This window comes from Flavonifractor sp. An4, assembly GCF_002161755.1.
Taxonomy (GTDB): Bacteria; Bacillota; Clostridia; order Oscillospirales; family Oscillospiraceae; genus Flavonifractor; species Flavonifractor avicola.
In genome coordinates this window covers 122,347-147,637 of record NZ_NFIL01000003.1, presented here as the reverse complement: position 1 = coordinate 147,637, position 25,291 = coordinate 122,347, and the positions used below count along the sequence as shown (strand labels likewise).

Annotated in this window: 31 protein-coding genes and 1 pseudogene; all 32 read left to right on the top strand. The window is 57.7% G+C overall.

Annotated elements, in window-relative coordinates; translation table 11 throughout:
- The first annotated feature begins 29 nt into the window (after window positions 1-29).
- On the top strand, window positions 30-368 hold the full coding sequence (locus tag B5F94_RS02750; protein WP_071430794.1) for a hypothetical protein: 339 nt from the start codon (window positions 30-32) through the stop codon (window positions 366-368).
- Complete coding sequence (locus B5F94_RS02745; RefSeq protein WP_207738183.1) at window positions 365-1,345, top strand: DNA adenine methylase; 981 nt, start codon at window positions 365-367, stop codon at window positions 1,343-1,345. Before B5F94_RS02750 ends, B5F94_RS02745 begins: the two co-directional genes overlap by 4 nt.
- Before the next feature lie 2 nt (window positions 1,346-1,347).
- Window positions 1,348-1,791 carry a hypothetical protein gene (locus tag B5F94_RS02740; protein WP_071430792.1) on the top strand — a complete coding sequence of 148 codons (444 nt, stop codon included), beginning with the start codon at window positions 1,348-1,350 and terminating at the stop codon, window positions 1,789-1,791.
- The gene (locus tag B5F94_RS02735; protein ID WP_071430790.1) at window positions 1,784-2,509 is read left to right on the top strand and encodes a DUF3849 domain-containing protein; all 726 of its coding nucleotides are present in this window, start codon (window positions 1,784-1,786) and stop codon (window positions 2,507-2,509) included. Before B5F94_RS02740 ends, B5F94_RS02735 begins: the two co-directional genes overlap by 8 nt.
- 22 nt (window positions 2,510-2,531) lie before the next feature.
- The gene (locus tag B5F94_RS02730) at window positions 2,532-2,891 is read left to right on the top strand and encodes a SpoVG family protein (RefSeq protein WP_076944460.1); all 360 of its coding nucleotides are present in this window, start codon (window positions 2,532-2,534) and stop codon (window positions 2,889-2,891) included.
- A gap of 80 nt (window positions 2,892-2,971) precedes the next feature.
- Window positions 2,972-3,478, top strand: a complete 507-nt coding sequence (locus B5F94_RS02725) for a YodL domain-containing protein (protein ID WP_071430788.1) — start codon at window positions 2,972-2,974, stop codon at window positions 3,476-3,478.
- A gap of 143 nt (window positions 3,479-3,621) precedes the next feature.
- On the top strand, window positions 3,622-3,876 hold the full coding sequence (locus B5F94_RS02720; RefSeq protein ID WP_071430786.1) for a DUF6133 family protein: 255 nt from the start codon (window positions 3,622-3,624) through the stop codon (window positions 3,874-3,876).
- The gene (locus B5F94_RS02715) at window positions 3,876-4,280 is read left to right on the top strand and encodes an A24 family peptidase (RefSeq protein WP_071430784.1); all 405 of its coding nucleotides are present in this window, start codon (window positions 3,876-3,878) and stop codon (window positions 4,278-4,280) included. The genes B5F94_RS02720 and B5F94_RS02715 overlap by 1 nt, the downstream gene beginning before the upstream one ends.
- 10 nt (window positions 4,281-4,290) lie before the next feature.
- Window positions 4,291-5,121, top strand: coding sequence for a Flp pilus assembly protein CpaB (cpaB, locus tag B5F94_RS02710; protein WP_071430782.1), 831 nt, complete (start codon window positions 4,291-4,293; stop codon window positions 5,119-5,121).
- Entirely contained in the window at window positions 5,118-5,924 is an 807-nt protein-coding gene (locus tag B5F94_RS02705; protein WP_071430780.1) for an AAA family ATPase, read from the top strand. The genes cpaB and B5F94_RS02705 overlap by 4 nt, the downstream gene beginning before the upstream one ends.
- The gene (locus B5F94_RS02700) at window positions 5,924-7,420 is read left to right on the top strand and encodes a type II/IV secretion system ATPase subunit (protein WP_071430778.1); all 1,497 of its coding nucleotides are present in this window, start codon (window positions 5,924-5,926) and stop codon (window positions 7,418-7,420) included. Before B5F94_RS02705 ends, B5F94_RS02700 begins: the two co-directional genes overlap by 1 nt.
- The gene (locus tag B5F94_RS02695; protein WP_071430776.1) at window positions 7,417-8,346 is read left to right on the top strand and encodes a type II secretion system F family protein; all 930 of its coding nucleotides are present in this window, start codon (window positions 7,417-7,419) and stop codon (window positions 8,344-8,346) included. The genes B5F94_RS02700 and B5F94_RS02695 overlap by 4 nt, the downstream gene beginning before the upstream one ends.
- 4 nt (window positions 8,347-8,350) lie before the next feature.
- Window positions 8,351-9,223: a secretion protein F gene (locus B5F94_RS02690; RefSeq protein WP_071430774.1), complete on the top strand. Its 873-nt coding sequence runs from the start codon at window positions 8,351-8,353 to the stop codon at window positions 9,221-9,223.
- Window positions 9,224-9,234: 11 nt separating this feature from the next.
- On the top strand, window positions 9,235-9,630 hold the full coding sequence (locus tag B5F94_RS02685) for a DUF4320 family protein (protein ID WP_071430772.1): 396 nt from the start codon (window positions 9,235-9,237) through the stop codon (window positions 9,628-9,630).
- Window positions 9,627-10,160 carry a hypothetical protein gene (locus B5F94_RS02680; protein ID WP_235396415.1) on the top strand — a complete coding sequence of 178 codons (534 nt, stop codon included), beginning with the start codon at window positions 9,627-9,629 and terminating at the stop codon, window positions 10,158-10,160. The genes B5F94_RS02685 and B5F94_RS02680 overlap by 4 nt, the downstream gene beginning before the upstream one ends.
- A gap of 86 nt (window positions 10,161-10,246) precedes the next feature.
- A complete protein-coding gene (locus B5F94_RS02675; RefSeq protein WP_071430768.1) occupies window positions 10,247-10,834 on the top strand; it encodes a DUF6550 family protein in 588 nt (195 codons plus the stop codon).
- Between the two features lie 77 nt (window positions 10,835-10,911).
- Window positions 10,912-12,666 (top strand): hypothetical protein, encoded by a 1,755-nt coding sequence (locus tag B5F94_RS02670; protein ID WP_071430766.1) that lies wholly within the window; start codon window positions 10,912-10,914, stop codon window positions 12,664-12,666.
- Between the two features lie 24 nt (window positions 12,667-12,690).
- A complete protein-coding gene (locus B5F94_RS02665) occupies window positions 12,691-13,038 on the top strand; it encodes a DUF3852 domain-containing protein (protein ID WP_071430764.1) in 348 nt (115 codons plus the stop codon).
- Window positions 13,039-13,047: 9 nt separating this feature from the next.
- Window positions 13,048-13,473 carry a hypothetical protein gene (locus B5F94_RS02660; protein ID WP_071430762.1) on the top strand — a complete coding sequence of 142 codons (426 nt, stop codon included), beginning with the start codon at window positions 13,048-13,050 and terminating at the stop codon, window positions 13,471-13,473.
- Between the two features lie 95 nt (window positions 13,474-13,568).
- Window positions 13,569-14,468, top strand: coding sequence for a conjugal transfer protein TrbL family protein (locus B5F94_RS02655; RefSeq protein WP_071430760.1), 900 nt, complete (start codon window positions 13,569-13,571; stop codon window positions 14,466-14,468).
- Window positions 14,465-14,959 (top strand): annotated as a pseudogene (locus B5F94_RS17110) (DNA cytosine methyltransferase); the annotation flags it as partial. The gene B5F94_RS02655 and the pseudogene B5F94_RS17110, both read left to right, overlap by 4 nt.
- Window positions 14,895-16,517, top strand: a complete 1,623-nt coding sequence (locus B5F94_RS02650) for a DNA cytosine methyltransferase (protein ID WP_343212779.1) — start codon at window positions 14,895-14,897, stop codon at window positions 16,515-16,517. The pseudogene B5F94_RS17110 and the gene B5F94_RS02650, both read left to right, overlap by 65 nt.
- A gap of 117 nt (window positions 16,518-16,634) precedes the next feature.
- The gene (locus tag B5F94_RS02645) at window positions 16,635-16,970 is read left to right on the top strand and encodes a hypothetical protein (RefSeq protein ID WP_071430758.1); all 336 of its coding nucleotides are present in this window, start codon (window positions 16,635-16,637) and stop codon (window positions 16,968-16,970) included.
- A gap of 60 nt (window positions 16,971-17,030) precedes the next feature.
- The gene (locus B5F94_RS02640; RefSeq protein ID WP_071430756.1) at window positions 17,031-17,288 is read left to right on the top strand and encodes a hypothetical protein; all 258 of its coding nucleotides are present in this window, start codon (window positions 17,031-17,033) and stop codon (window positions 17,286-17,288) included.
- A gap of 1 nt (window position 17,289) precedes the next feature.
- Window positions 17,290-17,691 carry a hypothetical protein gene (locus B5F94_RS02635; protein ID WP_071430754.1) on the top strand — a complete coding sequence of 134 codons (402 nt, stop codon included), beginning with the start codon at window positions 17,290-17,292 and terminating at the stop codon, window positions 17,689-17,691.
- Window positions 17,688-18,269, top strand: a complete 582-nt coding sequence (locus B5F94_RS02630; protein WP_071430752.1) for a hypothetical protein — start codon at window positions 17,688-17,690, stop codon at window positions 18,267-18,269. The genes B5F94_RS02635 and B5F94_RS02630 overlap by 4 nt, the downstream gene beginning before the upstream one ends.
- A 13-nt stretch (window positions 18,270-18,282) precedes the next feature.
- A complete protein-coding gene (locus B5F94_RS02625) occupies window positions 18,283-20,115 on the top strand; it encodes a VirB4 family type IV secretion system protein (RefSeq protein ID WP_071430750.1) in 1,833 nt (610 codons plus the stop codon).
- A complete protein-coding gene (locus B5F94_RS02620; protein ID WP_071430748.1) occupies window positions 20,115-21,308 on the top strand; it encodes a hypothetical protein in 1,194 nt (397 codons plus the stop codon). Before B5F94_RS02625 ends, B5F94_RS02620 begins: the two co-directional genes overlap by 1 nt.
- Before the next feature lie 14 nt (window positions 21,309-21,322).
- On the top strand, window positions 21,323-21,580 hold the full coding sequence (locus B5F94_RS02615) for a DUF6103 family protein (protein ID WP_071430746.1): 258 nt from the start codon (window positions 21,323-21,325) through the stop codon (window positions 21,578-21,580).
- Window positions 21,577-22,611 (top strand): hypothetical protein, encoded by a 1,035-nt coding sequence (locus B5F94_RS02610; protein ID WP_071430744.1) that lies wholly within the window; start codon window positions 21,577-21,579, stop codon window positions 22,609-22,611. The genes B5F94_RS02615 and B5F94_RS02610 overlap by 4 nt, the downstream gene beginning before the upstream one ends.
- Window positions 22,612-22,921: 310 nt before the next feature.
- Window positions 22,922-23,326 carry a hypothetical protein gene (locus tag B5F94_RS02605; protein WP_071430742.1) on the top strand — a complete coding sequence of 135 codons (405 nt, stop codon included), beginning with the start codon at window positions 22,922-22,924 and terminating at the stop codon, window positions 23,324-23,326.
- A gap of 3 nt (window positions 23,327-23,329) precedes the next feature.
- Entirely contained in the window at window positions 23,330-25,288 is a 1,959-nt protein-coding gene (gene mobP3 / locus B5F94_RS02600) for a MobP3 family relaxase (protein ID WP_071430740.1), read from the top strand.
- Window positions 25,289-25,291: the final 3 nt, after the last annotated feature.

Here is a 25,291-nt window from a genome sequence, read left to right as displayed (position 1 = left end):
TCGGGTGACAGCCCCGGAAAGGAGCCCGCATGACCACGACAAACCCCATCGCTGCGTACCTGAAGACCTATCACAAGGGAGCGGAAAGGGTCGTATCCAGCCGGGAGCTGGAGGCAGCTTTCCAGATCCGCGGCCCCGACCTGCGCCGGTTGATCAACAGCCTGCGTGGGGATGGCGTCCCCATCTGCAGCTCGGCTTCCGGCTATTATTACGCCGGTACTGAGGAAGAACTGCGCAGAACGATCCGGCAGCTCCGGAGCCGGATCAAGAAGATCGCCCACGCGGAACGCGGTCTCACCAAGGCGCTGGAGCAATCCATCGACAGCGGACAGATATCCCTTCCGCTGGAGGGCGGTGATACCGCTTGAAAAGCTTCATCCCCTGGGTGGGCGGTAAAAGCAAGCTGCTGTGGCTGATCCGAAAGCTGTCTCCCTCGCGGTATTCCCGGTTTATTGATGTGTTCGGCGGCAGCGGCACAGTGACCCTGAGCCGCCCCATCCAGCCGGGATGTATGGAGGTCTACAACGACTTCAACAGTGACCTGACCAACCTGTTCTGCTGTGTCAAAAACAGGACCATGGCGCTTCTGCTGGAGTTGGGTTTTCTGCCGCTGAATACACGCGACGATTTCAATGTGCTGTATAAGTTCTTCTCCAAAGAGGAATTCACCGATGACTATCTGGACGAGGAGATGGAGCTGACGGAGCGGTATCTGGAGCCGCCGGATGCCGAGACCATCCGAAGGATGATGCTGGAACGGGCGCCTCGCGGCGATGTGCGGCGGGCCGCCGACTTTTTCAAGCTGATCCGATACAGCTTCAGCGGCGGTGCCAAGTCCTTTGCCGGAAAATCCTGCGACATCCGCCGTTTCTTCTACCTGATTTGGGAGTGCTCCCGCAGGCTGGCAAATGTCGTCATCGAAAACAAGGACTGTGTGGAGGTCGCCCGTCAGTACGACCGGCCAGACGCATTTCTGTATTTTGATCCGCCCTATTACGATGCGGAGGACTGTTATGCGGCGGTGTTTCCCAAGGAAGATCATCAGCGCCTCCACGACGCCCTTCTGGAGTGCCAGGGGTATGTGATGGTGTCCTACAACTACTGCCCCTTCATCGTGGAGCTGTACAAGGAGTTTTACATCTTCCACACCACTCGCCCCAACAGCATGTCGCAGAAGGCCGGAAGCGAGTATGAGGAGATCGTCATCACCAATTACGACCCCCGCCGCCACAATTCCGCAAGGCATTGGCAGCTCAACCTTTTCAACCTGTCTGCCGCGGATGAGGAGGAGGGAAAATACACCCTGATCCATGAACCCACAAAAGAACTCAAACAGGAGGAATGAACATGACATTTATCAAGTACACAAGCGACGGCAAGGCCGTCATCCAGCCCGCCGCCCTGACCTTAAGCGGGCTGGACAGGGAGGAAACGCTGGAGCTGCACACCCTGGAAAACGCCATCGTCCTGCTCAAGCAGGAGATGGAGCCTGCGGAGAAGGCTGCCGCCACGACAACTCTGCTGCGACTGGCCCACAGCCTGATGGAGGATATGCTGGCCGACTGGGAGGCCCAGGAGGACGATGGGGATATGTGCGACGGCTGCCACGGCTGCGATGAAGATATGCTCCCCATCCCCGCCGAAGCCTTTGCGGATGCCGGCATCCTGTACGATAACCTCTGTGTGTTCAGCGTGGACGGCGCTGTTCTGGTGGTATCCGATGACCACAAGACCACATGGAGCGATGCGCTGACCAAGGCGATCCTTGAAAGTGGGAAAGCCAATGACTAAAGACCACGCCTACCTCTATCTCAGTTCCTTCGCCGAGGCCAAACGGCAAAACGAGGTGGCCCTCTGGCGGGCAAGCCACTTGGAGAACATCGCCTGTAAGCAGGCCATCGAGGAATCCATCCGCCGGGGCTTTGATGGGATGCACCTGGACCGTGACTGCGCCAGAAGTGTCATCGATAATTTCGGATTCAAACGTGTGGGGTGGGTGCTGTCCGCCACGCTTCAGCAAAAGCAGTACGACGGACGATTCAGCCCGCAAAACAAAGCGTGGGCCGCCTCCACCTTCATCCCGCCCAGCGACCGCAATTATGAGTTTACCGTGGAGAGCCACCCCGCCGTGCTGGACGGCTTCGTCAACGACTTCCGCAAGGCACAGGCAGAGCTGAAGCTGTTCACCGGCTCCCAGTGCGACGATATGACCGGCCAAAATCTGGAGGGCAAGGTGCTGGTCATGAGTCCGTTCACACTGAAGGAGTCCTGCTGGGCGCCGGAAAATCAGCTCTGGCTGGCCACCGGCGGCTTTGGCTGCGTCCCCACCGCCGCAGGCAGAGCGGTATACGCCACCTGTCTTGGCGATGGAGAGCAGACACGCTGGAACCGCAGCGACTTTATCGGCATTCTCCGGGAGGAGCATCTGCCCGACTGGGCCAGAGAGCGGCTGGAGCAACTCCGGCAGGAATCGCCCGCCGGTCTCGAAATGAGTCATCCATCCATGTAAAGAAAGAAAGGAGATTTGTCACATGGCAACACAGAAGAAAAAGCAGCAGGAAACCCCCACGCCCCAGGTGGAGGCGCGAATCGACCGTATGGTGGATGGGGACTTCAAGACCAAAGCCTATGCCAGCGCCACCATCGGCGGCGCCTTTGCCGTCCACGGCATCCGGGTCATTGAGTCCGACAAGGGGCGCTTCATCTCCATGCCCCAGGAGTCCTACAAGAAAAATGGCGAAACCAAATACAACGACACCTTCCACGCCATTACCGCCGAGGCACGGACCGCGCTGGTGGAGGCGGTCAACGACGCTTACGAGCAGAAGCTCCAGGAGCAGCAGGAGCAGAAAAGCGACGCTCCCGAGCAGGCTATGAGTCAGCAGATGTAAACCGGTTGTCCGGAAGGAGGTGATGCACCCTGATTCGTTTCACAGTAGACAACCAAAACCGCCTGATCTTCTATGGCAATATGGTGGGCTATGTAAAGGACAGCACCGCCGTTGTGGACGAAATGTTCCAGACCGATGAGCTGTCCCGTTATCTGGCCAGAATGAACCTGGCTCCCCAGTGGGAGGAGGGCGTATTCGACCGCCTGACTGCCGGTGAGGTACCCGGTGAGGAGCTGGGTCAGCCGCAGAAGGGCTGCCGCATCTGGCAGCTCCGAAAAGATGTGGATGTCACCATGCGTTTCATCGGATATGAGGATCTGGTCAAAAAGTTCGGAGAACCGGATGCCGGCAACTATACCCAGGTATTCGAAGGGAATCTGGGAACCAATGATCTGGAGCGGATCTATGCCATCTGCAGGGATAGCCCTCCTCCCGGATACCGGGGATACCGAATGGCACTGTCCGATGTGGTGGAGCTTTACGACGCTTCCGGCAGCGAGTTTTATTACTGCGACCGGGTGGGCTTTCGTCCCATCCAGTTCAGCCAGAGTCAGGAGCAAGCAGAATGTATTGAAATGACCATGTAGGCCGGACGTTTGCCCATCGTCCGGCCTTTACCTTGTCAGGGCGTAGCCGCAGCCCTCCCGCATCAGGAAGACTGTGACCGAACCTACATCATCAAGCCATCCACAAACAATCAAAATTGATTTACTTACAGGAGGTATTTTTCATGAAGAAGCTGTTTAAGAACATCGCCAACACCGCCAAGACCACCGCCGCCAGCTACAAGTCTTCCATCGCCGCCTTCCACAGCCGGGCTGTCAGCGGCAACGCCGGCGAGGGCTACATCGATACCGCCGTCAAGGTGCTGATCGCCGTCGTTCTGGGCGCCCTGGTGCTGGCCGGTCTGTACGCTGTGCTGGACGACACCGTCATGCCCACCGTCACCCAGCGGATTCAGGAGATGTTCAACTACGCGGGCTGATGCTCTGGGTACAGGCACTGGTCTTCTGCGGCGGTCTCATCTATGCCGCCGTGGATGACCTGAAAACCAGAACGGTCTGCGACATCGTCTGTATCATCATTGCTGCGGCGGGGCTGATCACCATCAGCCCCGCCTCCCTTTTGGGGGCGCTGCTGGCAATGGCCCCATTTTACCTCTGTGCAGGTCTCGGCCTGATGGGGGGCGGCGATTGGCGGTTAGCCGCCGCCGTTGGATTTGTTCTGGGAGTTGACCGGGTAATCACCGGCTTGTGTCTTATGGCCGCTGCGCTCCTTTTCGTTTCCTTTGCCATGCGGGTGATCCCGGCACTGCGGGAGGGCGCATCGGCAAAGCAGCCGCTGGTTCCGTATTTCGCGGTGGCTTTCATCCCCGCATATTTCTTATAAGGAGGCTCATATGAAAATCTTTCGCAACCGCACCGTGGTCGGTGTGCTGTGTATCCTTCTTGCGCTCCTCATCTGCTTTGGGGTGACGCCCCTGTTCAGCCGCAGCGCCAGCGAGAAGACTGAAATCGTCCGCGTCACCGCCGACATCAAGGAGGGCGACGAGATCACCGCCGAGATGGTGCAGACCGTGGAGGTGGGCGCTTATAACCTGCCCTCCGGCATTATGACAGACAAGGATGACGTCATTGGCAAGTATGCCACCGCCGACCTGAAGATGGGCGACTACATTCTGGACAGCAAGCTCTCCTATGAGCCCGCCGCTGAGAACGCCTATCTGTACAGTCTGGACGGGAACAAACAGGCCATCTCGGTCACTATCAAGAGCTTTGCCACCGGCCTTTCCGGCAAGCTGGAGAGCGGAGACATCGTCTCCGTCCTTGTGGCCGACTACAAGGGTATGGGCGAAACCGTGATCCCGCCTGAGCTGCAGTATGTAGAGGTCATCTCCGTCACCGCTTCCTCCGGTTACGACGCCAACACCGGCGAGGCTGTTGAGGATGAAAAAGAGCTTCCCTCTACCGTAACGCTTCTGGTGACCACCGAGCAGGCCAAGGTGCTGGCCGGACTGGAACAGGAAAGCGAGCTGCATCTGGCCCTGGTCTACCGCGGCGCACCTGAGAATGCCGATGAATTTATCGCGGCGCAGGACGCTCTGATCGAGGAACTGTACGCCGAGCCGGAGGCTGAGGCGGCGGAGGGCGCTGAAAATGCGGAAAGCGCTGAAACCGAGGAAAGCGAGGGCGCTGATCCTGCCGCAGAGAGCGAGGCGGCTGGAGAATGAACTTCATCAAAGGAAGCCTGTTTCGTCGAAACACGGAGCCGGAGGAACTGGAACCTGTTGTGGAGTCCGGCGGTGGCGTTCTCGCCGTGTGGGGAAGCCCCGGCTGCGGTAAAACGGTTACCGCGGTGAAGATCGCAAAGCATCTGGCCTCCCAGAAGAAAAATGTGGCGCTGCTGCTCTGTGACATGACCGCCCCCATGATGCCCTGCATCTGCCCGCCCTCCGAGCTGGAGTGCGATAAATCCCTGGGCAGCATCTTTGCGGCCCAGCGCATCTCCGTCAACCTCATCAAGCACAACCTGACCACCCACAAAAAGCTGTCCTATCTGACCATACTGGGGCTGCGAAAGGGCGAGAACGAGTATACCTACGCGGCCTGCACCAAGCAGCAGGCCGAGGAACTCATCCGCGGTCTGCGTGAGATCGCCCCCTATGTGGTCATCGACTGCTCCAGCTATATCGCCAATGACATCCTCTCCGCCGTGGCGCTCATGGAGGCCGACAGCGTCCTCCGGCTGGCCAACTGCGATCTGAAGTCCATCGGGTACCTGTCCAGCCAGCTCCCGCTCCTCCGGGAACTGCACTGGGACGAGGACAAGCAGTATAAAGCTGCGTCCAATATCAAGCCTCTGCAGGCTGCCGACCGTATCGGTCAAGTGCTGGGCAGCGTTGCTTTCAAGCTGCCGTACTCTCAGGAACTGGAGGAGCAGTATCTGGAGGGGACGCTCCTGAATGACCTCTCCATGAAGGACAGCAAGGCGTTTCGCCGGGAGATCGAGAAAATCTGCAAGGAGGTGTTCTGATGCTTGGCGACAAGAGAAGCAATTCCATATTTGCTGCGCACCCGGTCGCCGCCCCGGTGGAAGCCAGGCCAGAACCGGCCGAGGTGCATGATATCGCCTTTGAGGAGGATACCGGACGGTCCATCTTTGCGGAAGCCAAGGTCGCCCCCAAGGCAAGCGAAGTCTTCTTCGCTCCCCAGGCCGAGGGGATGCCCTTCGGGGAGGTACTCAGTCAGGTGCAGTCCTACCTCTCCGGCGCCTATGCCACCCTGATTACCGACAGCGGGGATGAGGCCAAGGAGCAGATGAAGCGCCGCATCGCCCGGTATCTGCAGGACAACCGAATGGCTGTGGACGGCATGACGCAGGGCGAGCTGGTGGACGCTCTGTACACGGAAATGGCCGAATACGGTTTCCTCACCAAGTACATCTTTGCAGACGGCATCGAGGAGATCGACATCAATTCCTGGCGGGACATCGAGATCCAATATTCCGACGGCCGCACCGTCAAGCTGGAGGAACACTTTGACTCGCCGGACCATGCGGCCAATGTCATCCGCCGTATGCTGCAGAACTCCGGCAAGGTGCTGGACAACGCCAGTCCCATCATCACCTCCCGTCTGGCCAAAAACATCCGTGTTTCGGTCATTAAGACCCCCGTGCTGGACGAGGACGCAGGTGTTGCGGCCTCCATCCGAATCGTCAATCCCAAGAATCTGACCAAGGAGGACTTTGTGGGCAGCGGAACCGCTACGGAGGAAATGCTGGACTTTCTGTCCGCCTGCCTGCGCTATGGCGTGTCCATCTGTGTGGCTGGCGCCACCAGCTCCGGCAAAACCACCGTGGCGGGCTGGCTCATGTCCACCATTCCCGACCGCAAGCGGATCTTCACCATTGAGGACGGCTCCCGTGAGCTTCAGCTCATCCGGGAGCAGAACGGCAGGGTGGTCAATTCCGTCGTCCATACCCAGACCCGTGACAGCGAGAATGAGCGGCAGCGCATCGACCAGATCGCACTGCTGGACATTGCCCTTCGTTTCAACCCCGACATCATCGCAGTTGGTGAGATGCGCGGCCCGGAGGCCAATGCTGCCCAGGAAGCCGCCCGTGTGGGTGTGGCCGTTCTCACCACCATCCACTCCAGCTCCAGTGAGGGTACCTATCGGCGCATGGTGTCCCTGTGCAAGCGGGCCGTGGACACCCCCGACGATACGCTCATGGGCTATGTCACCGAGGCTTATCCCATCGTGGTCTATTGCCGCCAGCTGGAGAACAAGCAGCGCCGCATCACCAACATCTCCGAGTGCGAGATCCTGCCAGACGGAAGCCGCAGGCTTCATAAGCTCTATGAGTACAACATCACGGAAAACCGTCTGGAGGGCGACCGTTTTATCATCGAGGGACATCACCAGAAGTGTGAGGAGATGTCCGGGAGCCTGCAGCGCCGGTTCATCGAAAACGGCATGCCCCACGGTGAGCTGGAGCAGTTTATCCAGAGGAAGGAGGAAACTGCATGACAACGATCCAACTGATCGCCTGCGTGGGCATGATCGCCGGGCTTTTTATGGTGCTGGGGATCTCCCCCGCAGAAATGAGCGACAGCATCTTTTCCCGGCTGACTGCCGCCCCCGGCAGCATCCGGGCGGACATCAATGAGACGACCAAGCGCAAAAAGGCCGGTTTCTTTCGCCGGGAGATCACAGAAGCCCAGGCGGTATTGGCCGCATCCGGGCGGGAGGGAAAATTCCCCATGGTGTGCATGGCATCTCTGGTGCTGTTTGCCCTGGGCGCCTGCATCGCCATTCTTGCCGGGAACGCCTTCCTCGTCCCCGTACTGGCCGTCGGCTTTATGCTGATGCCGTTCTGGTATGTCAAGCTGACGGCCGGAGGCTTCAAAAAGGATGTGGCCGCCGAGCTGGAAACGGCGCTGTCGGTCATCACCACCGCCTATCTGCGCACGGAAAACTTCCAGCAGGCGGTGGAGGAAAATGTCCGGTACCTGCACCACCCGGTGCAGGAGGTGTTCCAGCGGTTTCTCACCCGCATCAAGCACATTGACCCGGACATGGACGCCGCGCTTCATGACCTGAAATATGCCATCGACAACGAGGTATGGCAGGAGTGGTGCGAGGCGGTATCCGCCTGCCAGACAGACCGCAGCCTGAAAAGCACCCTGACTCCCATCGTCAGCAAGCTGTCGGATATGCGGGTAGTCAACGGAGAACTGGAAAATCTGGTCTTCGGCCCCCGCAAGGAATTCGTCACCATGGCGATCCTGGTGCTGATCAATATCCCGCTGGTGCGGTTTATCAACACGGACTGGTATCACACTCTGGTGGACACCATCCCCGGCCAGATGGTCATCGCCGTCTGCATCGCAGCTGTATTCGTGTCCTTTGCCTTTGTGGTGAAGCTGACGCAGCCCATCGAGTATCGGAGGTGAGGAAATGGGCGCACTTTTATTTCTGTTCGGCGCCGCACTGGCCGCCGGACTGTATTTTGTCCTTGCCGACCTGCTGAAAATTCCCCGGCTGGCTGCGGAACGGGCGCTCATCTCTGCTGGGCGGCGGGAACGCAGTCTGGTCAAATCTCTGGAGGCGCTGATCCTCGGCTGGGCATTGAAGCTGGCTCCGCTGATCCGAATGGACGAATACAAATACCGCCGTCTGGAGAGCAAGCTCACGGCGGCAGGGTTGGATATGACGCCCCAGGTCTACTCGGCTTATTCAATTCTGAAGCCCTGCCTCATCCTGCTCGGCATCATCCCGTGCCTGCTGATCCTGCCCATCCTGAGCCCCCTCATCGTGGTGCTGGCCGTTCTGACCTGGTTCAAGGAGAGCCGCCGTGCTGACGAGCTGGTCAAGGCCAGAATGGAACTGATCGAAGGCGAGCTGCCCCGGTTCGTCGCCACCATCCATCAGGAGCTGGCTGCCAGCCGGGATGTGCTGCGGATTCTGGAAAACTACAAGAAACACGCCGGGCCTGACTTTGGTCGTGAGCTGGATGTGCTGACTGCGGATATGCGGTCCTCCTCTTACGAGGCGGCGCTCATCCGCTTTGAGGCCAGAATGGGCTCAGCCATCATTTCAGACATCGTCCGCGGCCTCATCGGCATCCTCCGGGGCGACGATGGCAGGATGTATTTTCAGATGCTCTCCCATGATCTGAAAGCACAGGAGCTGCAGCGGCTCAAAGCCAAGGCCGCCAAGATCCCGCCCAAGATCCGGGTATTCAGCTTTATCATGCTCCTGTGCTTTATGATGACCTATATCGTCATCATCGTGTACCAGATCGTCAACTCCCTGGGGAGCCTGTTCTAAAGGAGGTCGCCATGAGAAAATTACTGAAACGGCGCTCCGGCGAAGGCTATATCGATGTTTGCGTCCTGGTGGTATGCGCCATGCTGGTGCTGGCGCTGGTGGTCCGTGTGCTGCCGGTCTATATCACCAAACAGCAGCTGGACACCTATGCCGTGGAGCTGGTGCGTGAGGCGGAAATTGCCGGCCGGGTCGGTACGGAAACCACTCGCCGTGCGGCGGCGCTTACCGACAGCACCGGGCTTGACCCTGACATCCGGTGGTCCGCCACCGGACGCATCCAACTCAACGATGAGGTCACTGTGACCCTGACGCTGGAAACGGATATCGGCCTCTTCGGGGGGCTGGGCTCATTCCCTATTACGCTGACTGCGGAGGCCACAGGAAAGTCGGAGGTGTACTGGAAGTGAGAAAGGCTATTTTTCGCCGTCGCTCCGGCGAGGGCGCCCCCATGATCCTGGCCATTGTGCTGGTCTTGCTGATGCTGTTCTGTGCCGTGGCGGAATTCTGCCGGTTATGGATCATCGCCCAGGGCGTGAAGGAAGCCGCACAGCAGGCAGTGATCTCCACCGTCAATGACAACTATGACGATGTGTACCACGCCGTGCGGGAGGGCTATGCCGCCGGATGGTATCCGGACGGCACAGGCCGCTGGGATGAGAGCATCGACACCGGCGATGTATACGGTCAGCTTTCCGAAACCCTGGGCCTGGAAAATACGGCACAGGGGTACCAGAAGCGTTCAGGCGGAGAGATCGAGTACATAATCTCCGGTTTGTCTGTGGAGTTGGAGAACAACGGCCTCAGTTCCGGTCAGAGCGAGGGTTACACCGCTGTGGTGGAGATTCACTTGGAGGTTCCGGTACGCTTTCTCGGAAACCTTCTGCCCTCTGCCAACATGACTTTGCACACGGAAGCGAAGTATATCCCGCTCTTCTAAAAAGGTTTCTCCTTTGCAATAGACTTCCGCGAAAAGATGTGGTATTGTCCACTTAACAAGAAAAATGTTCAAGGGAGGTATGCGCTATGACAGAAAAGACGAAGAAAATGATCCTCATCTCCATCGGCTGCCTGCTCTGTGCGGCCGTTGCGATTGGAATCGCCGCCCGGTTTGGCGGCAAAGCCGAGATTCCTTCCGGTGTGGTATCCGATGAGCCGGCGCAAAGTGGCGACCCGGATGTGAGTATCAACAGCGACGGGCAGACGGATGTGGACATCCAGGTGGAGGTGCCGGACGCATCCGAAACCGATCCCGCCCAGGGCGCCGACTCCAGCGGTTTGGAGCAGACCATCCAGGCCGACCCGGTCAAACCGGAGCAGCCTGAAAAGCCGGAAGCCCCAGATGGAACCTCGACACTGCCGGAGAACCACGACGCAGAAGATGTGCCGGAGGAGGAACGCAGGACCGAGGACGAGGAGCCGCCCACCTATGAGGAGCCGCCCACAGTCACCCCCACCGAAACAGAGCCTGCTGCCGGAAGCACCAACAGCGCCGGTCAGGTCTATGTGCCCGGCTTCGGTTATGTGGAGAACAGCGGCGAGAACACCGTCATCGAAGGAAATGATATATACGAAAACGGTAATAAAATCGGCACAATGGGTGGCGGAAACTAACCAATTATTGTAAAGAAGGCGCAGTCAATCCCGACTGCGCCTTCTCTTTTGCCCAAAAATCCGAAAGGAGGTCCTCTATGAAGCGAATTCTTGCGCTTATTCTTTCCGTCGTCCTGATGCTGGGAATCGCTGTGCCTGCTTACGCCATTGGCGATGAGAATATTGATAGCGGCGGAGGCAATCTGGGCAACGGAACATCCACCAGCTATTGGAACCCCGGCATGGACGGCGTCCGCATTTCTGTTGTTGAAACAAGTAGCCATGCGGTCATAGGAAACACGATAGATTGGAGCAACAAAATGCCGGGTACCAATGTGATCCACTTTGGAAAGATAAGCAAGCTATCTTATAACAGCGGTGCATCTCTACGGCCAATTGTAGGCGGATATACTTGCATACGTCCAGCCCAAAGCCTTCCCCGCATTATCTCCTCCGGCAGCTATCCGGCCAGCATTGATGCCATCCGCAGTTATTTTACGGATGAACAGGTCATTCGGGCCATTGCCGGGTATGTTGGGATGGATTTTGACACCCTGATTTGCGGTGATTATAAAATCGTCATTGAGCCGATTGCATACCTGGTTTACGGCGGCGCCAACTACGCTATGACCGCAACCGAAGCTGCCCTTTATGATAAGACAGTTGACGGTGATCTTCGATACTGGATGGGCTCGCTGACCCATCAGAACCTGCCGCTGGCCATCTTTCTGGAGGAAGCAGACCTGGGGTATCCCGCCTGGTCGGGCAGCACCACCAGCAAGGTGAGCAACGACCAGATCATCTCCTCTCTGGGCATTGGCATTGTCCGGTTCAACGACGAGCTGGAGCCGCCGGAGATCGACGAGTTTGACTACGAATACCGGGTGGACACAGATGTGATCACCTCCGTGGAGGTGTCCGGCGGTCAGTCTGACCCGGACAACCCGGTCACCGTGCAGTTTGTGATCGAAGGCAGCACCTATACGGTCAGCAATGTCTATTACCCGGAGGGAGACAGCCAGCTGGTCTGGGTGAAATGGCATACGCCGGAGGAACCCTGTGTCTGCACCATCCGGGTCCGAGTCCAGGGCGGCGGCACGGCCCAAAGCACCATCACTGCCAATATCGTTGATCTGGACGGGAACGATCCCCCCAATCCCGTGGCCGATGACCGAAACGATGACTTTACCCTGGTGAGCATCCCGGAGAAAGAGGAAGTGACCTCTGCCTCCTGGGGCATCTGGTCTCCCTGGTGGCAGGAGAATTGGGTGTGGGTTGAAAACTGGGAGAAGTGCTGGCACACGGACCGGTGGACGGACAGCGAGGGCAAATCCCACACGGACCGCTGGTACCACTGGGTGGACAACGGCTGGTGGGAGGATCAAGGCTGGTGGGAGTTTGATTATAGCGGCTACTCCGCCAGCCTGTCGGCTTCCATGGCCATTACGCCGGATAGCATGTCCCCCACAGCAAGCGCCACGACCGCCAAAAGCGGTTACGGCATCCAGCAGACTGTGACTGCCAATGTCAGCACGACCCAGAGCTCTGCCGTGACTGCGGCGCAAAATGCCGTGACCTATTTCCCGGAGTTCAACTACGAAGGATTCTGGCGGCTTCTGGATCGAAGCGTCAGCGGCAAACGCTCCGCCTTCGCCTTCAAGAATAATCCCTACAGCACATATAACAGGCCGACCCATTTCACCCCCATCTGGTATCCCGATGGAAGCTATACGCCGTACACCTGGCTCCTGGACTGCTGGACGCCGGCAGGCATGCTGTCCATGAACCTAACGGATTCCATTCGGATTTCGGGCGACCTATGGGAAGACTGGCATATCGCCCCCGCAAATTAACAAACTCACAATGGAGGTTCATCTATGCGTAAATATAACTGCAAACGCCTGATTGTTATGATGATCGTGGTGCTGGCTATGGTCTGCCTGACGGCAACCACGGCCTTTGCCGCAGGGACCGGGGATGTGGCCGGCGCCGTGGAGAGTACCTGGACCACCGCATCCGCTCAGATCAAGACTGTGGTCAACAACGTGGTGTTTCCCGCCATTGACCTGATCCTGGCGGTGTTCTTCTTTGCCAAGCTGGGTACCGCTTATTTCGAGTATCGGAAGTCCGGTCAGTTTGAGTGGGCGGCTCCGGCCATCCTCTTTGCCTGCCTGGTGTTTACTCTGACGGCTCCCATGTATCTCTGGGACATCGTGGGCATCTGAGGAGGGCATATGAACTTTTTTGAGCAAGAGCTTCACAGGATCGTTGCCCCGAAGTACCCTGATGCCACTTATGTAGGCCGGGCCTGCTATGTGCGTCTGAATGAGCTGAACCGGGCAAAGATCCAGTTCGTCACTGGAATTGTGGCAAATCAATACCATGCCCTTCGCATCTCCATTCTGAACCGGAACGAAGGCCAGGTGGATGCGCTGCTCCTGAACCTTTCCGACATCCTCGGGAAAAAGCAGACCAACAACCCGAACTTCAAAAACGGGATCACCCCCTACATCTGGGATGACTACGGGAAAGCGGACTGGTATGTCTACCATCCCAACAGCCGGGACTACCGGCAGCTCACGGAGGCGGTTTCCGACTACCTGGAGGTATTTCAGGAGCAGACCCAGACGGCTGACCCTCAGTGGCAGCAGACCATGTAAGTAAGTGACCCAGGGGCCGTACCAGCTGTGCGGCCCCCGGCCCTTTATCCCAGGCAGTTGGTGCGGCCTCGCCCCGAAAAGAGGTGAGCGAACCATTGTTTATTTGGGATTTTGTTGCCGACACCATCCTCGGACAGATCGTTGACTGGATCTATGGCCAGGTCATGGGCTTCCTCGGGAACTTCTTTGCCGAGATGGGGAACATGGGCGTTGAGCTGTTCGAGATGAGCTGGGTGCAGAGCGTGGTACTGTTTTTCTCCTATCTGGCCTGGGCGCTCTACGGCACCGGCCTGGTGGTGGCCTGCTTTGAATGCGGCATTGAATACTCCTCCGGCAGAGGAAATGTCAAGGAGATCGCCCTCAACGCCATCAAGGGCTTTATGGCGGTAAGCCTGTTTACCGTGGTGCCGGTTCGGCTCTATGAACTCTCTGTCACGCTGCAGGCCAGCCTCACCGCCGGAATTACCGGATATGGGACCTCCATTGGCGAGGTGGCGACCGAGATTGTCGATACGCTCAGCGGAGTGGATTCCCTGACAGGCATGACATCCGGCTCATACTTTGGGTTTGCATCCATCACCAGCCCGATCATGCTGCTGTTCTGTATTATCCTGATGGCCTATGCGGTGATCAAGGTATTCTTTGCAAACCTGAAGCGCGGCGGTATCCTTCTGATTCAAATTGCGGTAGGCAGTCTCTATATGTTCAGCGTGCCCCGCGGCTATACCGACGGCTTCATCCAGTGGTGCAAGCAGATCATCGGCCTGTGCCTGACCGCTTTCCTGCAATCCACCATATTGATAGCCGGATTGATGGTGTTTAAAGATAATGCGCTTCTGGGCCTTGGCCTGATGCTGTCCGCCGGTGAGATCCCCCGTATCGCCGGAGCCTTTGGCCTGGATACCACCACAAGAGCCAACATCATGTCTGCGGTCTACACCGCCCAGGCCGCAGTCTCCACCACAAGAACCATCGTTCAGGCGGTAGCCAAATGAGAACAAACAGCATGGGGCCCCCGCACAAGCCCGATACCGCGGCTTGTGTGGGGAGAGGAGGCGCAGCGGAGCGAGTGAATTTTCGTGTCCGCACGGAAATGAACGATGCGAAACTTGCGCCGACGATGGGCAGCCTGTTTGACGGGATCGGGGGATTCCCGCTGGCCGCCATTCACAACGGCATCGTTCCTGTGTGGGCCAGCGAGATCGAAGCATTCCCGATAGAGGTGACCCGGCTTCGATTTCCCGATATGGTCCATGTAGGCGATATCACAAAGCTTGACGGTGCGGAGCTGCCGCCGGTGGACATCATCTGCGGCGGCTCTCCCTGTCAGGACTTGTCTGTGGCCGGAAACCGCGCCGGTCTCTCCGGCGCGCGCTCCGGCTTGTTCATGGAACAGGTCAGACTTGTAAAGGAGATGAGAAATGCAGAACGATTACGAAACAGAACAGCTCTCTATATACGACCTCGATTTATGGTGTGGGAGAATGTTCCCGGAGCCTTCTCCAGCGGAACTCCCAAAGGAGAGGACTTCCGGATCGTCCTCGAGGAGATCGTCCGAATTAAAGTCGGTGGTGTTTCAGTCCCTCGACCTGACACCGGGCGCTGGGAATCTGCTGGGCGAATCGTATTGGGAACTGATTTCTCCCTGGCGTGGCGATGCCTTGACGCTCAATACTGGGGTGTCCCCCAGAGAAGAAAAAGAATCTTCCTTGTCGCAGATTTTGCAGGACGATCCGCCGGACAAATACTATTTGACCCCGAAAGCCTGCCTGGGTATCCTGCGCCGGGCCCTTGAGCGAGGAAAAGAGCTCCCCAAGAAGCTCAAACGGGCGCTGGAAATCCAATCTGGAGTCGCTCCACCGGACGGCGACGCCACCAAGTTGGAAGCGTACCATATCAACCAGAGGGATGAAGGTATCAACCTGCACGGAGTGTCCGGCGCCCTAATGGCCACTAACAATATGCAAATGCAGACCTTTGTCACACAGCCAGACAAGGATGATGTGGAAGGCTTTGATGGGTACAATGGCGATTTGACCGGCGATGTTGCGGCAACGCTTGGCGTAAACTGCGGGATGTCCACAGGCCGAAACGGTCTGCTCCAGCCGATTGCCTTTGCGGCAAATCAGAGAGATGAAGTCCGGGATCTGCACGATGTGGCCGGAGCCTTGGGCGCCCAACCGGGAATGAAGCAGCAAACCTTCATTGCGGAAGGTGTAGTGGCCAAGGGCAACGGCGATTGTTTCCTGACGCCGGAGCGCCATACATCCCTGAGTGCAGGGGGCGGTCAGGCCGGACAGGGCTACCCTTGCGTCCTGACTGCCGGTTTCTCTGCCGGTGCAGGAGCATCCGCCGGAGGCATCGGCTATGGCGAAGAACTCGCCCCCACGCTGAAGGGCAGCGCTGGCGGGAACTGCATGCCATCGGTTTTGTGCCTCAACGACCAGGGCGGCAGCGTCATGGAATGCAGTGAAAATGTGACAGGGACTCTCCGAGCCCAGGAACACGGACACCAGCCGCTGGTCTATGAGAACCACGGCATCGACTCCCGCTACACCGGTCCGCATCGGGTCGCTCCCACCATGTCCGCACGGTACGGTACCGGCGGCAACAATGTGCCGTTGGTAGAGCAGGAACCGGTATTCTGCATCACCGGCAACGCCATCGACAGGCAACCCAAAAACGGTGGGAACGGCATCGGCTATCAGCAGGACATCGCCTATACCTTGACCGCAACCGACCACCATGCGGTATTCAGCAGGCAGCGGGTGGATGTGTTCAAGGACGGCGAGGTGGTCAGCACCCAGAGTGCCCGTCAGCATAAGGATGCCACAGATCTTGTGCTGCAAGGGACAGGCCGGCCAAAGCTGATTCGCAGGCTGACCCCACTGGAGTGTGAGCGCCTTCAGGGCTTCCCGGACAATTGGACAGCCATCCCCGGCGCCTCGGACTCAGCCCGCTACAAAGCACTGGGCAATTCCGTTGCCATTCCGTGCGTGGACTATGTTCTCCATGGCATTTCGCTGGTGCTTCTGGCAAGCTGAATGTGCCTTGTTGCTTCTGCTTCGTTTACGCTTGCTTCTTTGTTGGGTTGTGTGAATAGCTATTTGTCCTTGGGTGCAGTATGCTTTGCCTGCAAAATACAGAAAGGAGAACGCTCCATGAATGCGAAAAAGAATCTCTGTGCAATGATTCCCGCAGACCTCCACGCCAAGGTCATTGCGGAGAAAGAGCAGCTGGCGCTGAGCACCTTGGGAGAATATGTGGAACTGGTACTCAAAGAACACTTCGAAGGAGGAAAAACGATCATGGCAGCAACCAAAACCTTGGCATTCCAAATCTCTGAGGAACTGGATCAGCGGCTGAAGAACTTCATCGCCGCCGAAAAGAAGCGCGGCCGGAAGATCAGCCAGAAGGAGTTCGTCATCGGACTCATCGAACAGGCGCTGGCCGAATATGAGGCGCAGAACCAGACCGAGGAAACGACCAACGAATGAGATACCGCATGGACGCCGGGGAATGAACCCCGGCGGCTTTTTTCTTGGAGGTGAACTATCCTGTACATCTATCCCGATAACCTGACCGCCAAAGCAATGCTGTGGCTTTGGGAACTCAAGGATGTGGGCGTCATCGGCGTAGGGCTTTTGCTCTCCGTCCTGGCGCTGACCCAGACCGGAATTTTTATTCCGCTGGTGCTGACGGCGGTCTACGCCTTCCTCAGCATCCGGTTTGACGGCACCAGCATTCTGGACTTTATCCGGTATGCGGTGGCCTTCCTGATCACCAGACAGCAATTTTATGAATGGAGAATGTGATATGAGCTATGACGAAACCATGTTCGGTACGGCGCCTCCTTTCTCTTTTGAGGAAACCGAAGGATACGAAGAAAAAGATCTGTCTGCTTCGCTGACCCTTCGGTGGAGCCGGAAACGCAGACGCTGGGAGTGTGACAATGCGTATTTCTGGCACGAGTCCCAAAACAAGTGGTGCTGCCGCAGTGAGGACGGCAGATATTATCACGGCTTCCGCAGTCTGCGGGCCCTTCTGAAAAGCTATGTGGGCGGACGCCTGTGTGAAAGCTCCCGCTGCGATGGTGCGAGAAATGTCCGGGCAAAATACTGGTTCCGCCAGCACCCCAAGACGGTGACCTGCCGCGTCACCATCCGCTGCACCGGCCTGTTTCCGGCGCTCTTTTCCAAAGGAGGGATCACAGTATGAGCAGAAAGAAAAAAGATAAGTCGGCCCAGTCTACCCGGCAGCTCATGGGGATCGACAGCGTCAAAGACTACTGCATCGCCACCCGCATGGGCGACCTGGTATTCTTCATCATCAAGCCCACCAACATCAGCGTCCTGCCGGACTCCAGCATCAGCGCCAGAATCTACGCTCTGCTGAATGTGGTCAAGGGACAGGCCGAGATCGAGATGCTGGCGCTCAACTCCAAGGAGTCCTTTGAACGGAACAAGACCTTCTATCAGGAACGGCAGACCTGCGAGGAGCTCCCTGCCATACGCAGGCTTCTGGAGCAGGACAGCACACACCTGGACCGCATTCAGGTGCTGATGGCCTCCAGCCGGGAGTTTTATATCATCATCCGGCTGCGGAAGGAAAAGGATACGGATGTGTTTCCGTACCTCAGCCGCATCGAGCAGAGCATCAATGACAACGGATTCACCACCCGCCGGGCCGCCGAGCAGGATCTCAAACGGATGCTGGGCGTCTACTTCGAGCAGAATGTGACCACCGAGCAGTACGAGGACTACGACGGTGACCGCTGGGTCATTGTGGGCGAATAAAGGGAGGAATTCCATGGCAAAGAAACGAGTAAACCCCGCACCTCAGGGCCGTGAGGAGGCGAACATCAAGTCCTTCCTGGACATGATCGCTCCCTCAGTGGTCAGCTTCATGCCGGACCACTTCATCTGCGGCAACACCTACCGCTGCGTCTGGGCCCTTCGGGAATACCCCACCAGCACGGACGAGCAGGCCATCCTCCGCCACCTGGGAGAAAAGGACGGCATCACCCTGCGGATCTACACCCGGCAGGTCACGCCCGCAGAGGAAAAGCGAATCATCCAGAACGCAGCCAACAAAAACCGCATGAACAGTTCCAACACCAATGACCTGCAGCAGACGGTCACCGCCGAGAGCAACCTGCAGGATGTGGCGACCCTGGTGGCCGCCATGCACCGCAACCGTGAGCCGCTGCTCCACTGTGCGGTCTATATCGAGCTGACCGCCTCGGACTACAACACCCTCAAGCTGCTCCAGACCGATGTGCTGACGGAGCTGGTACGGAGCAAGCTGAATGTCGACAAGCTCCTGCTCCGCCAGCAGCAGGGCTTCCGCTGTGTCAATCCCAGCGGTCACAATGCCTTCGGCGTCCAGTTTGAACGGGTGCTGCCCGCCTCCAGCGTGGCAAATCTCTATCCCTTCAACTACTCCGGCAAACTGGACCCCAAGGGCTTCTACATTGGCAAAGACAAATACGGCAGCAACATTCTGGTGGACTTCGACCAGCGGGACGAGGATAAGACCTCCGCCAACATCCTGATCCTGGGCAACTCCGGTCAGGGCAAATCCTACCTCATGAAGCTGCTTATCCTGAACCTGTTGGAGTCCGGCAAGTCCATCATTTCCCTGGACGCCGAACACGAACAGCAGGAGATGTGCGAGGCGGTGGGCGGCTGCTTCGCCGACCTCATGGCCGGACAGTACATCATCAATGTGCTGGAACCCAAGTGCTGGGATGACGGCGGCGATCCCAATGCCACCGACGCGCCGGAGGCCTTTCGCAAAAGCACCCTGCTGGCCCAGCACATCTCCTTCCTGAAGGACTTCTTCCGGGCCTATAAGGATTTCAGCGACGCGCATATCGATACCATTGAGATCATGCTGTCCAAGCTGTATCAGAAGTTTGGCATCACCGAGCGCACCAACTTCAGCCGGATGCGTCCGGAGGACTATCCCATTCTCTCCGATCTGTACGACCTCATCGAGCAGGAATTCAAAAACTACGATGCCGGTCAGCACCAGCTCTATACTGAAAAGCTCCTGCAGGAGGTGCTGCTTGGCCTGCACTCCATGTGCAAGGGGGCCGACGCCCAGTTCTTCAACGGACACACCAACATCACCTCCAGCCGCTTTCTGGTGTTCGGCGTGAAAAGGATGCTCAGTGCCGCCAAGAATGTCCGCAACGCCATGCTCTTCAATGTGCTGTCCTTCATGTCCGACAAGCTTCTGACCGTGGGCAATACCGTGGCGGCTCTGGACGAGCTGTATATCTGGCTGTCCAACCCCACTGCTATCGAGTACATCCGCAACTGCCTGAAGCGTGTGCGAAAGAAAGAATCCGCCATGCTTCTGGCCAGTCAGAATCTGGAGGACTTTGACCAGGAAGGCGTCCGTGAGATGACAAAGCCCCTGTTCAGCATCCCGCCCCACCAGTTCCTGTTCAACGCCGGCTCCATCGACAAGCGATCCTACATGGATATGCTTCAGCTGGAGGAGTCGGAATACAACCTCATCAAGTTTCCTCAGAGGGGCGTCTGCCTGTATAAGTGCGGCAATGAGCGATACCTGCTGGAGGTTCATGCTCCGTCCTACAAGGAGAAACTCTTCGGATCGGCAGGTGGTCGCTGATGGCTGTGCCTGCGGCAATCGCAAAAGCCGCCGCCATGCTCCTCACCAATGAAAAGACCCGAAAAGGTGTGGGCTGGATTCTGGTGGCAGTCTTTTCACCGGTCATTCTTTTGATCGCCCTGCTCTGCGCCATTGGTTCCGGCGGTTCAGAACACAACAACTATTCGGTGGAGGCGTGCTTCTATGGAGGCGAGTTCTCCGCCGAAGTCCCTGCGGAGTTCCGGTATCACATTGAGGAGATGCGCTCGGCCTTTTCTCTTCTGGACTCGGCGGTGTCCTCTGCCAATGGGCAGATGGACAGCGGCAACAGCCTTGACCCCATCCGTGTCAAGGCTGTTTTTTATGCCCTCTGCTTTGGGGAGGACGCCCCGTCCACACGGGCGGCGAACAGCTTCGTGGGGTGCTTCTACACCACCGAAACCCGAACCCGAACCGTGGAAGTGACTCTGGAGGACGGGACTACCAGTACAGAGGAAGAAGAATATACCGTCGCGGTGCCGATCTCGCTGTACCAGGCATACGCCAATCTGGAAGCCCATCTGGGCAGAGCAATCACGGAGGATGACAAAAGCAACATCGACCACATCTATACCATGATAGCCGGTGCCGTGGGTGGCGGCAGCTACAGCGGCGAGTATCTCCGAGGGGATGGGAGCAGCATTGTGCTGGACATCTCCACCTTCACCGATCCCACCACCAAGAATGCCGCTGACCTTGTGACCTACGCCATCCATGCCTGGGAGTCCGGCTGGGGTTATGTCTGGGGAACCTACGGCAGTGTCCTCACCGATTCGCTCTTCGCCTATAAGTTGGAGCAGTATCCGGATGGCGTTGGTACCTACGCAGACTTCATCCGGGCCAACTGGCTGGGAGGACGGACAACGGACTGCGTCGGTCTCATCAAAGGCTATGGCTGGCTGAATCCCGAAACCCTCACCATTGACTATGCCACCAACGGCATGCCCGACCTGGGAGCAAACCAGATGTACTACTCCGCATCGGTGTCCGGTCCCATTGATACCATGCCGGATACTCCCGGCCTTGCCGTCTGGCACGACGGACACATCGGCGTCTACATCGGAAACGGCGAGGTCATCGAGGCCATGGGCACCAAGTACGGTGTGGTCAAGACCAAGCTGGAAGGCCGCGGCTGGACCCACTGGCTGGAGATCGAATACATCAACTACAACTGAGAAAGGAAGTGCCAATGAAACAAGTGAACCTGACCATCACCTTCGATGAGGAGAAGCTCTCGGCGCTCAAACGCTACATGGGCAAGAAGGAGCTTGACCTGGACCGTGAGATGACGGATGCGCTGGTGAAACTCTATGAAAAATATGTGCCCGCTCCGGTGCGTGAATACATCGACGAGAGCGATGTAAACGCCGCTGCTCCGAACAAGTCCCGCCGCAGCCCGAAGCCTGTCACGCCCAAACCCGCAGAAGAAGTGGAGGCGTCGCAGTGAACAGCAAAGACATCACCCTCTGGATTGACGAGCGTTGGTACGACGCCCTCAGCAAGCATCTGAAAGATGAAACGCTGGAGGAGCATCTGGAGAATGTCCTTGATGAAATGTGCAACCAGCTTCCTCAGCGGGAGTACGAGCGCATCAGCCACGAGCTCTGGGCAGAGCAGCAGGCGGAGAAGGAGGCTCGGGAGGCCACACGGCGCTTCGCCGTTTTCCATGTCACGGAGGGCGGCAGTGCCGACTACTTCCTGACGGAAGAACATATGGAGTTCCTGCAAACTGCCCGACGCCTTCGCAGCTATATCCGCAAGGCAGACGGCGACGCCCCCGCACACTTCACTGAAATGTTTCCCCGTGGAGAGAAACTGTCCCGTGAGCAGTTCGAAACATATGTGTCGGAGCGGCTGGATAACACCGGCAGAGTGGTCGGTGCATTCGACATTGACCTGGACAGCGGCTACCTCGATGCCCTCAACATCATGGACGGCTGGAAGCGATTCCGCATTCAGGATGTCAGCACCGCCGTCTACTTCGCCACGAAGAAAAGCGCCGCGTCACCGGACGAACAGTGGCGCACCTTCCTGGATCGTCTGCAGGGAAAAGAGATCACATACGAAACGGAGCCCCAGTATCTCACCGGTATCCGGACGCTCCACGCAGAGGACATCTCCTTTGCGGAGGATATTATTCAGAACGACAACCTGCTGGAGTTCTACATGGAAGTATCGTTCCATGCGGACGAGGTGTTCGGAACCAACGTCTGTACCACCGAGAACGATGACTGGCTGAACATCTATGCCAACTACGATCTGGATGCCCGCCGTGTCTGTGACACGCTGGAGGTGTATCTGCAGCGGGGCAACGGCGATGAGGAGGCGTTCAAGTATCGCCTCAGCGCCGAGGAACAGGCCCTGCTCCTCCCCAGGATGAACACCTACTGTCAGGAGTACTGGGGCCAAAGTCTGGAGGAGTGCAGTGCGAACTATCTGTCGGAGCAGAGTCCGGCATCCCCGGAGATGCAGATGTAGCGCCGTGTTGCCCCCTGTGGGCCGCTGTGTGCGGCTTTCAGCGGCTGACCGACCGAGTACCCCGCCCTGGGGAAACAGGCGGGGTTTGTGCCGCTTTTCGAGGGAGGTGGAGGCCGACGAAAGGCAAGCAGGAGAAAGGCCCGACGCTCCTTGTGCGCCGAGCCATTCACAACTGCCCGCAGTGCGGGCAGTTTCAGGCTTTTGGATAGGCCGTTCCTTTTGAGCCTAAACAGCAGCAGGAACGCTCCATTTTACGAGAACGCCGCTGTACCAAGGGTTTTACAGCGGTTCCAACAAACAAGGAGGTACTATGGTAAAAGGAAAACAGAAGGTAACTGTATGGATGACCCCATCTGTGAAGGAGCAGATTGAGGACACCTATCGGTCAGATAACTGTAGAACCCAAAGTGAGTTCATCGAAAAAGCAGTGGAATTCTATCTTGGCTATCTGCATACCAAGAACGCCGGCGCCTTTCTGCCCGAAGCACTCTCTGCCATGATGACCGGCACACTGGATTACTATACCGGGCGCATGGGCTCGCTCCTGTTCAAGCAGGGCGTGGATCTCCATGTGCTGGGACAGATCATCGCTTACGACACCGACATCGACGAAGGCGAATACCAGCGCCTGCGCGGAAAAGCCATCCGGGATATGAAGCGCACCAACGGGCGCATCTCCTTCAAGGACGCACTGGACTTCCAGAAGTCGGTGTAACCCATGGCAAAGCTCGTACAGAAAAGCGGCTATATCCAATCGGACAAGGCCGGCGGGTACATGAAGTACATCGCCACCCGTGAAGGCGTGGAGAAGCTGTCCGGAAACGGTCCGGTTACCAAAGGCCAGCGGGAGCTGATCCAAAAGCTGCTCCATGACTTTCCCGATGCTGCGGAGCTGTTCGAGTACGAGGACTACTGCAAGACCCCAACGCTTGGAACTGCCTCCGCATTCATCACCATGGCGCTGGATGCAAACCTTCATGAGATGAACTCAGAGAGCGGATACATGTCCTACATTGCCACCCGTCCTCGTGTGGAGCGTCACGGCGCACACGGCCTGTTCAGCTCCGCTCCGGCAGTTGACCTGAATGCAGCCATGTCCGAGCTGGAGGCCCATGAAGGAAATGTGTGGACCATCATCTACTCCCTGCGCCGGGAAGATGCCGCCCGCCTGGAATACGACAACGCGGATGCGTGGCGCACTCTGCTCATGATGCACACACAGGATCTGGCCAGGGCTATGCGGATACCGGTGGATCACTTCCGCTGGTACGCAGCCTTCCACAATGAGGGACATCACCCCCATATCCACATGATGGTCTGGTCGGACAATCCCAAGGAGGGCTTCCTGACCAGAGAAGGCATTGCGGCCATGCGCTCCAAGCTGACCAACACTATCTTCCGGGATGAGATGAATCAGATCTACGAGCGGAAGGATGTAGCCTACAAAGATCTGGTCGAGACAGCCCAGGACACCATGCGGGAGCTGATCCACAGGATGAATCACCAGCTCTGCGACAACCCCGTCATCGAGGAGCAGATGCGCCAGCTGGTGCAGGCTCTGGAAACCACCACCGGGAAAAAGCAGTATGGCTATTTGAAAAAGCCACTGAAAGCGTTGGTGGACACCATCGTGGATGAGCTGTCCCGACAGCCGGAAGTAGCGCAGTGCTACGAAATCTGGAATCAGATCCGGGACGAGCTGAACGAGTGCTACGGCAGCCGCACACCACGGGAGCATCTCCCGCTCTCCCAGCAGAGGGAGTTTCGCAGAATCAAGAACGACATCATCCGGGAGGCCGAGAACATCCGTCTCGGCCTCCCAACTTTTGAAGATGAAGCACTGCAGGACGAGCCTGAGCCGGAGGAAGCACAGGAGGAACATCGATCCACCAGCGTATACGATCAGGCACAGCGCTACCGTGCCGCCAAATCCGTGCTGCAGGATGTCTATGCGCTGGATGAGGAACACGCGGAAGCGGTTCGGGAGCTGGAGCAGCTCTGGGCAGAGGGATATACGGTGGCAGCCCACCAGCTGGGTAAGTTCTACCGGGACGACCTCTCCACCATGCGGGATCATGAAAAAGCCGAGCGGTGGTTTCGATTGTCCGCAGAGGCCGGAAATGACTTCTCGGAATACGCCCTTGGGAAACTGCTCCTTTCTCAGAAACGCACAGCGGAGGCATTGCGCTGGCTGGATAAGGCTGCCGGGCATGGAAACCAGTTTGCCCAATATCGTTTGGGAAAGCTCTACCTCGCCGGCGAGTCTGTAAAGAAGGATGTGAGAAAAGCTCTGGAGTACCTGACCGCTGCCGCCGAACAGGGAAATTCCTTTGCCCAATATACCCTGGGCAAGCTGTATCTCCTGGGCCGGGATGTGGAGCAGGATCGGGAGCAGGCCAGGGAGTGGTTCACACGCTCAGCCGCCCAGGGCAACCAGTACGCTCAATTCTTCCTCGACCGCTTCGACCAGTTCCGTGATCCGTCCGTGATGCTGGCGGCAACCAAGCTGCTCCATCACATGAGCCGGATCTTCCGGGATAATTCTGTACCGCCTCATAACCCGGCCGGAATCCGCATTGACTCCAAACGGCGCACACGCCTGATGGAGAAACGTATGGCCATAGGCCACAAGGCAGACGATCACGAGGAGCAGGTGTCGTATCAGCAGACCATGTAACAG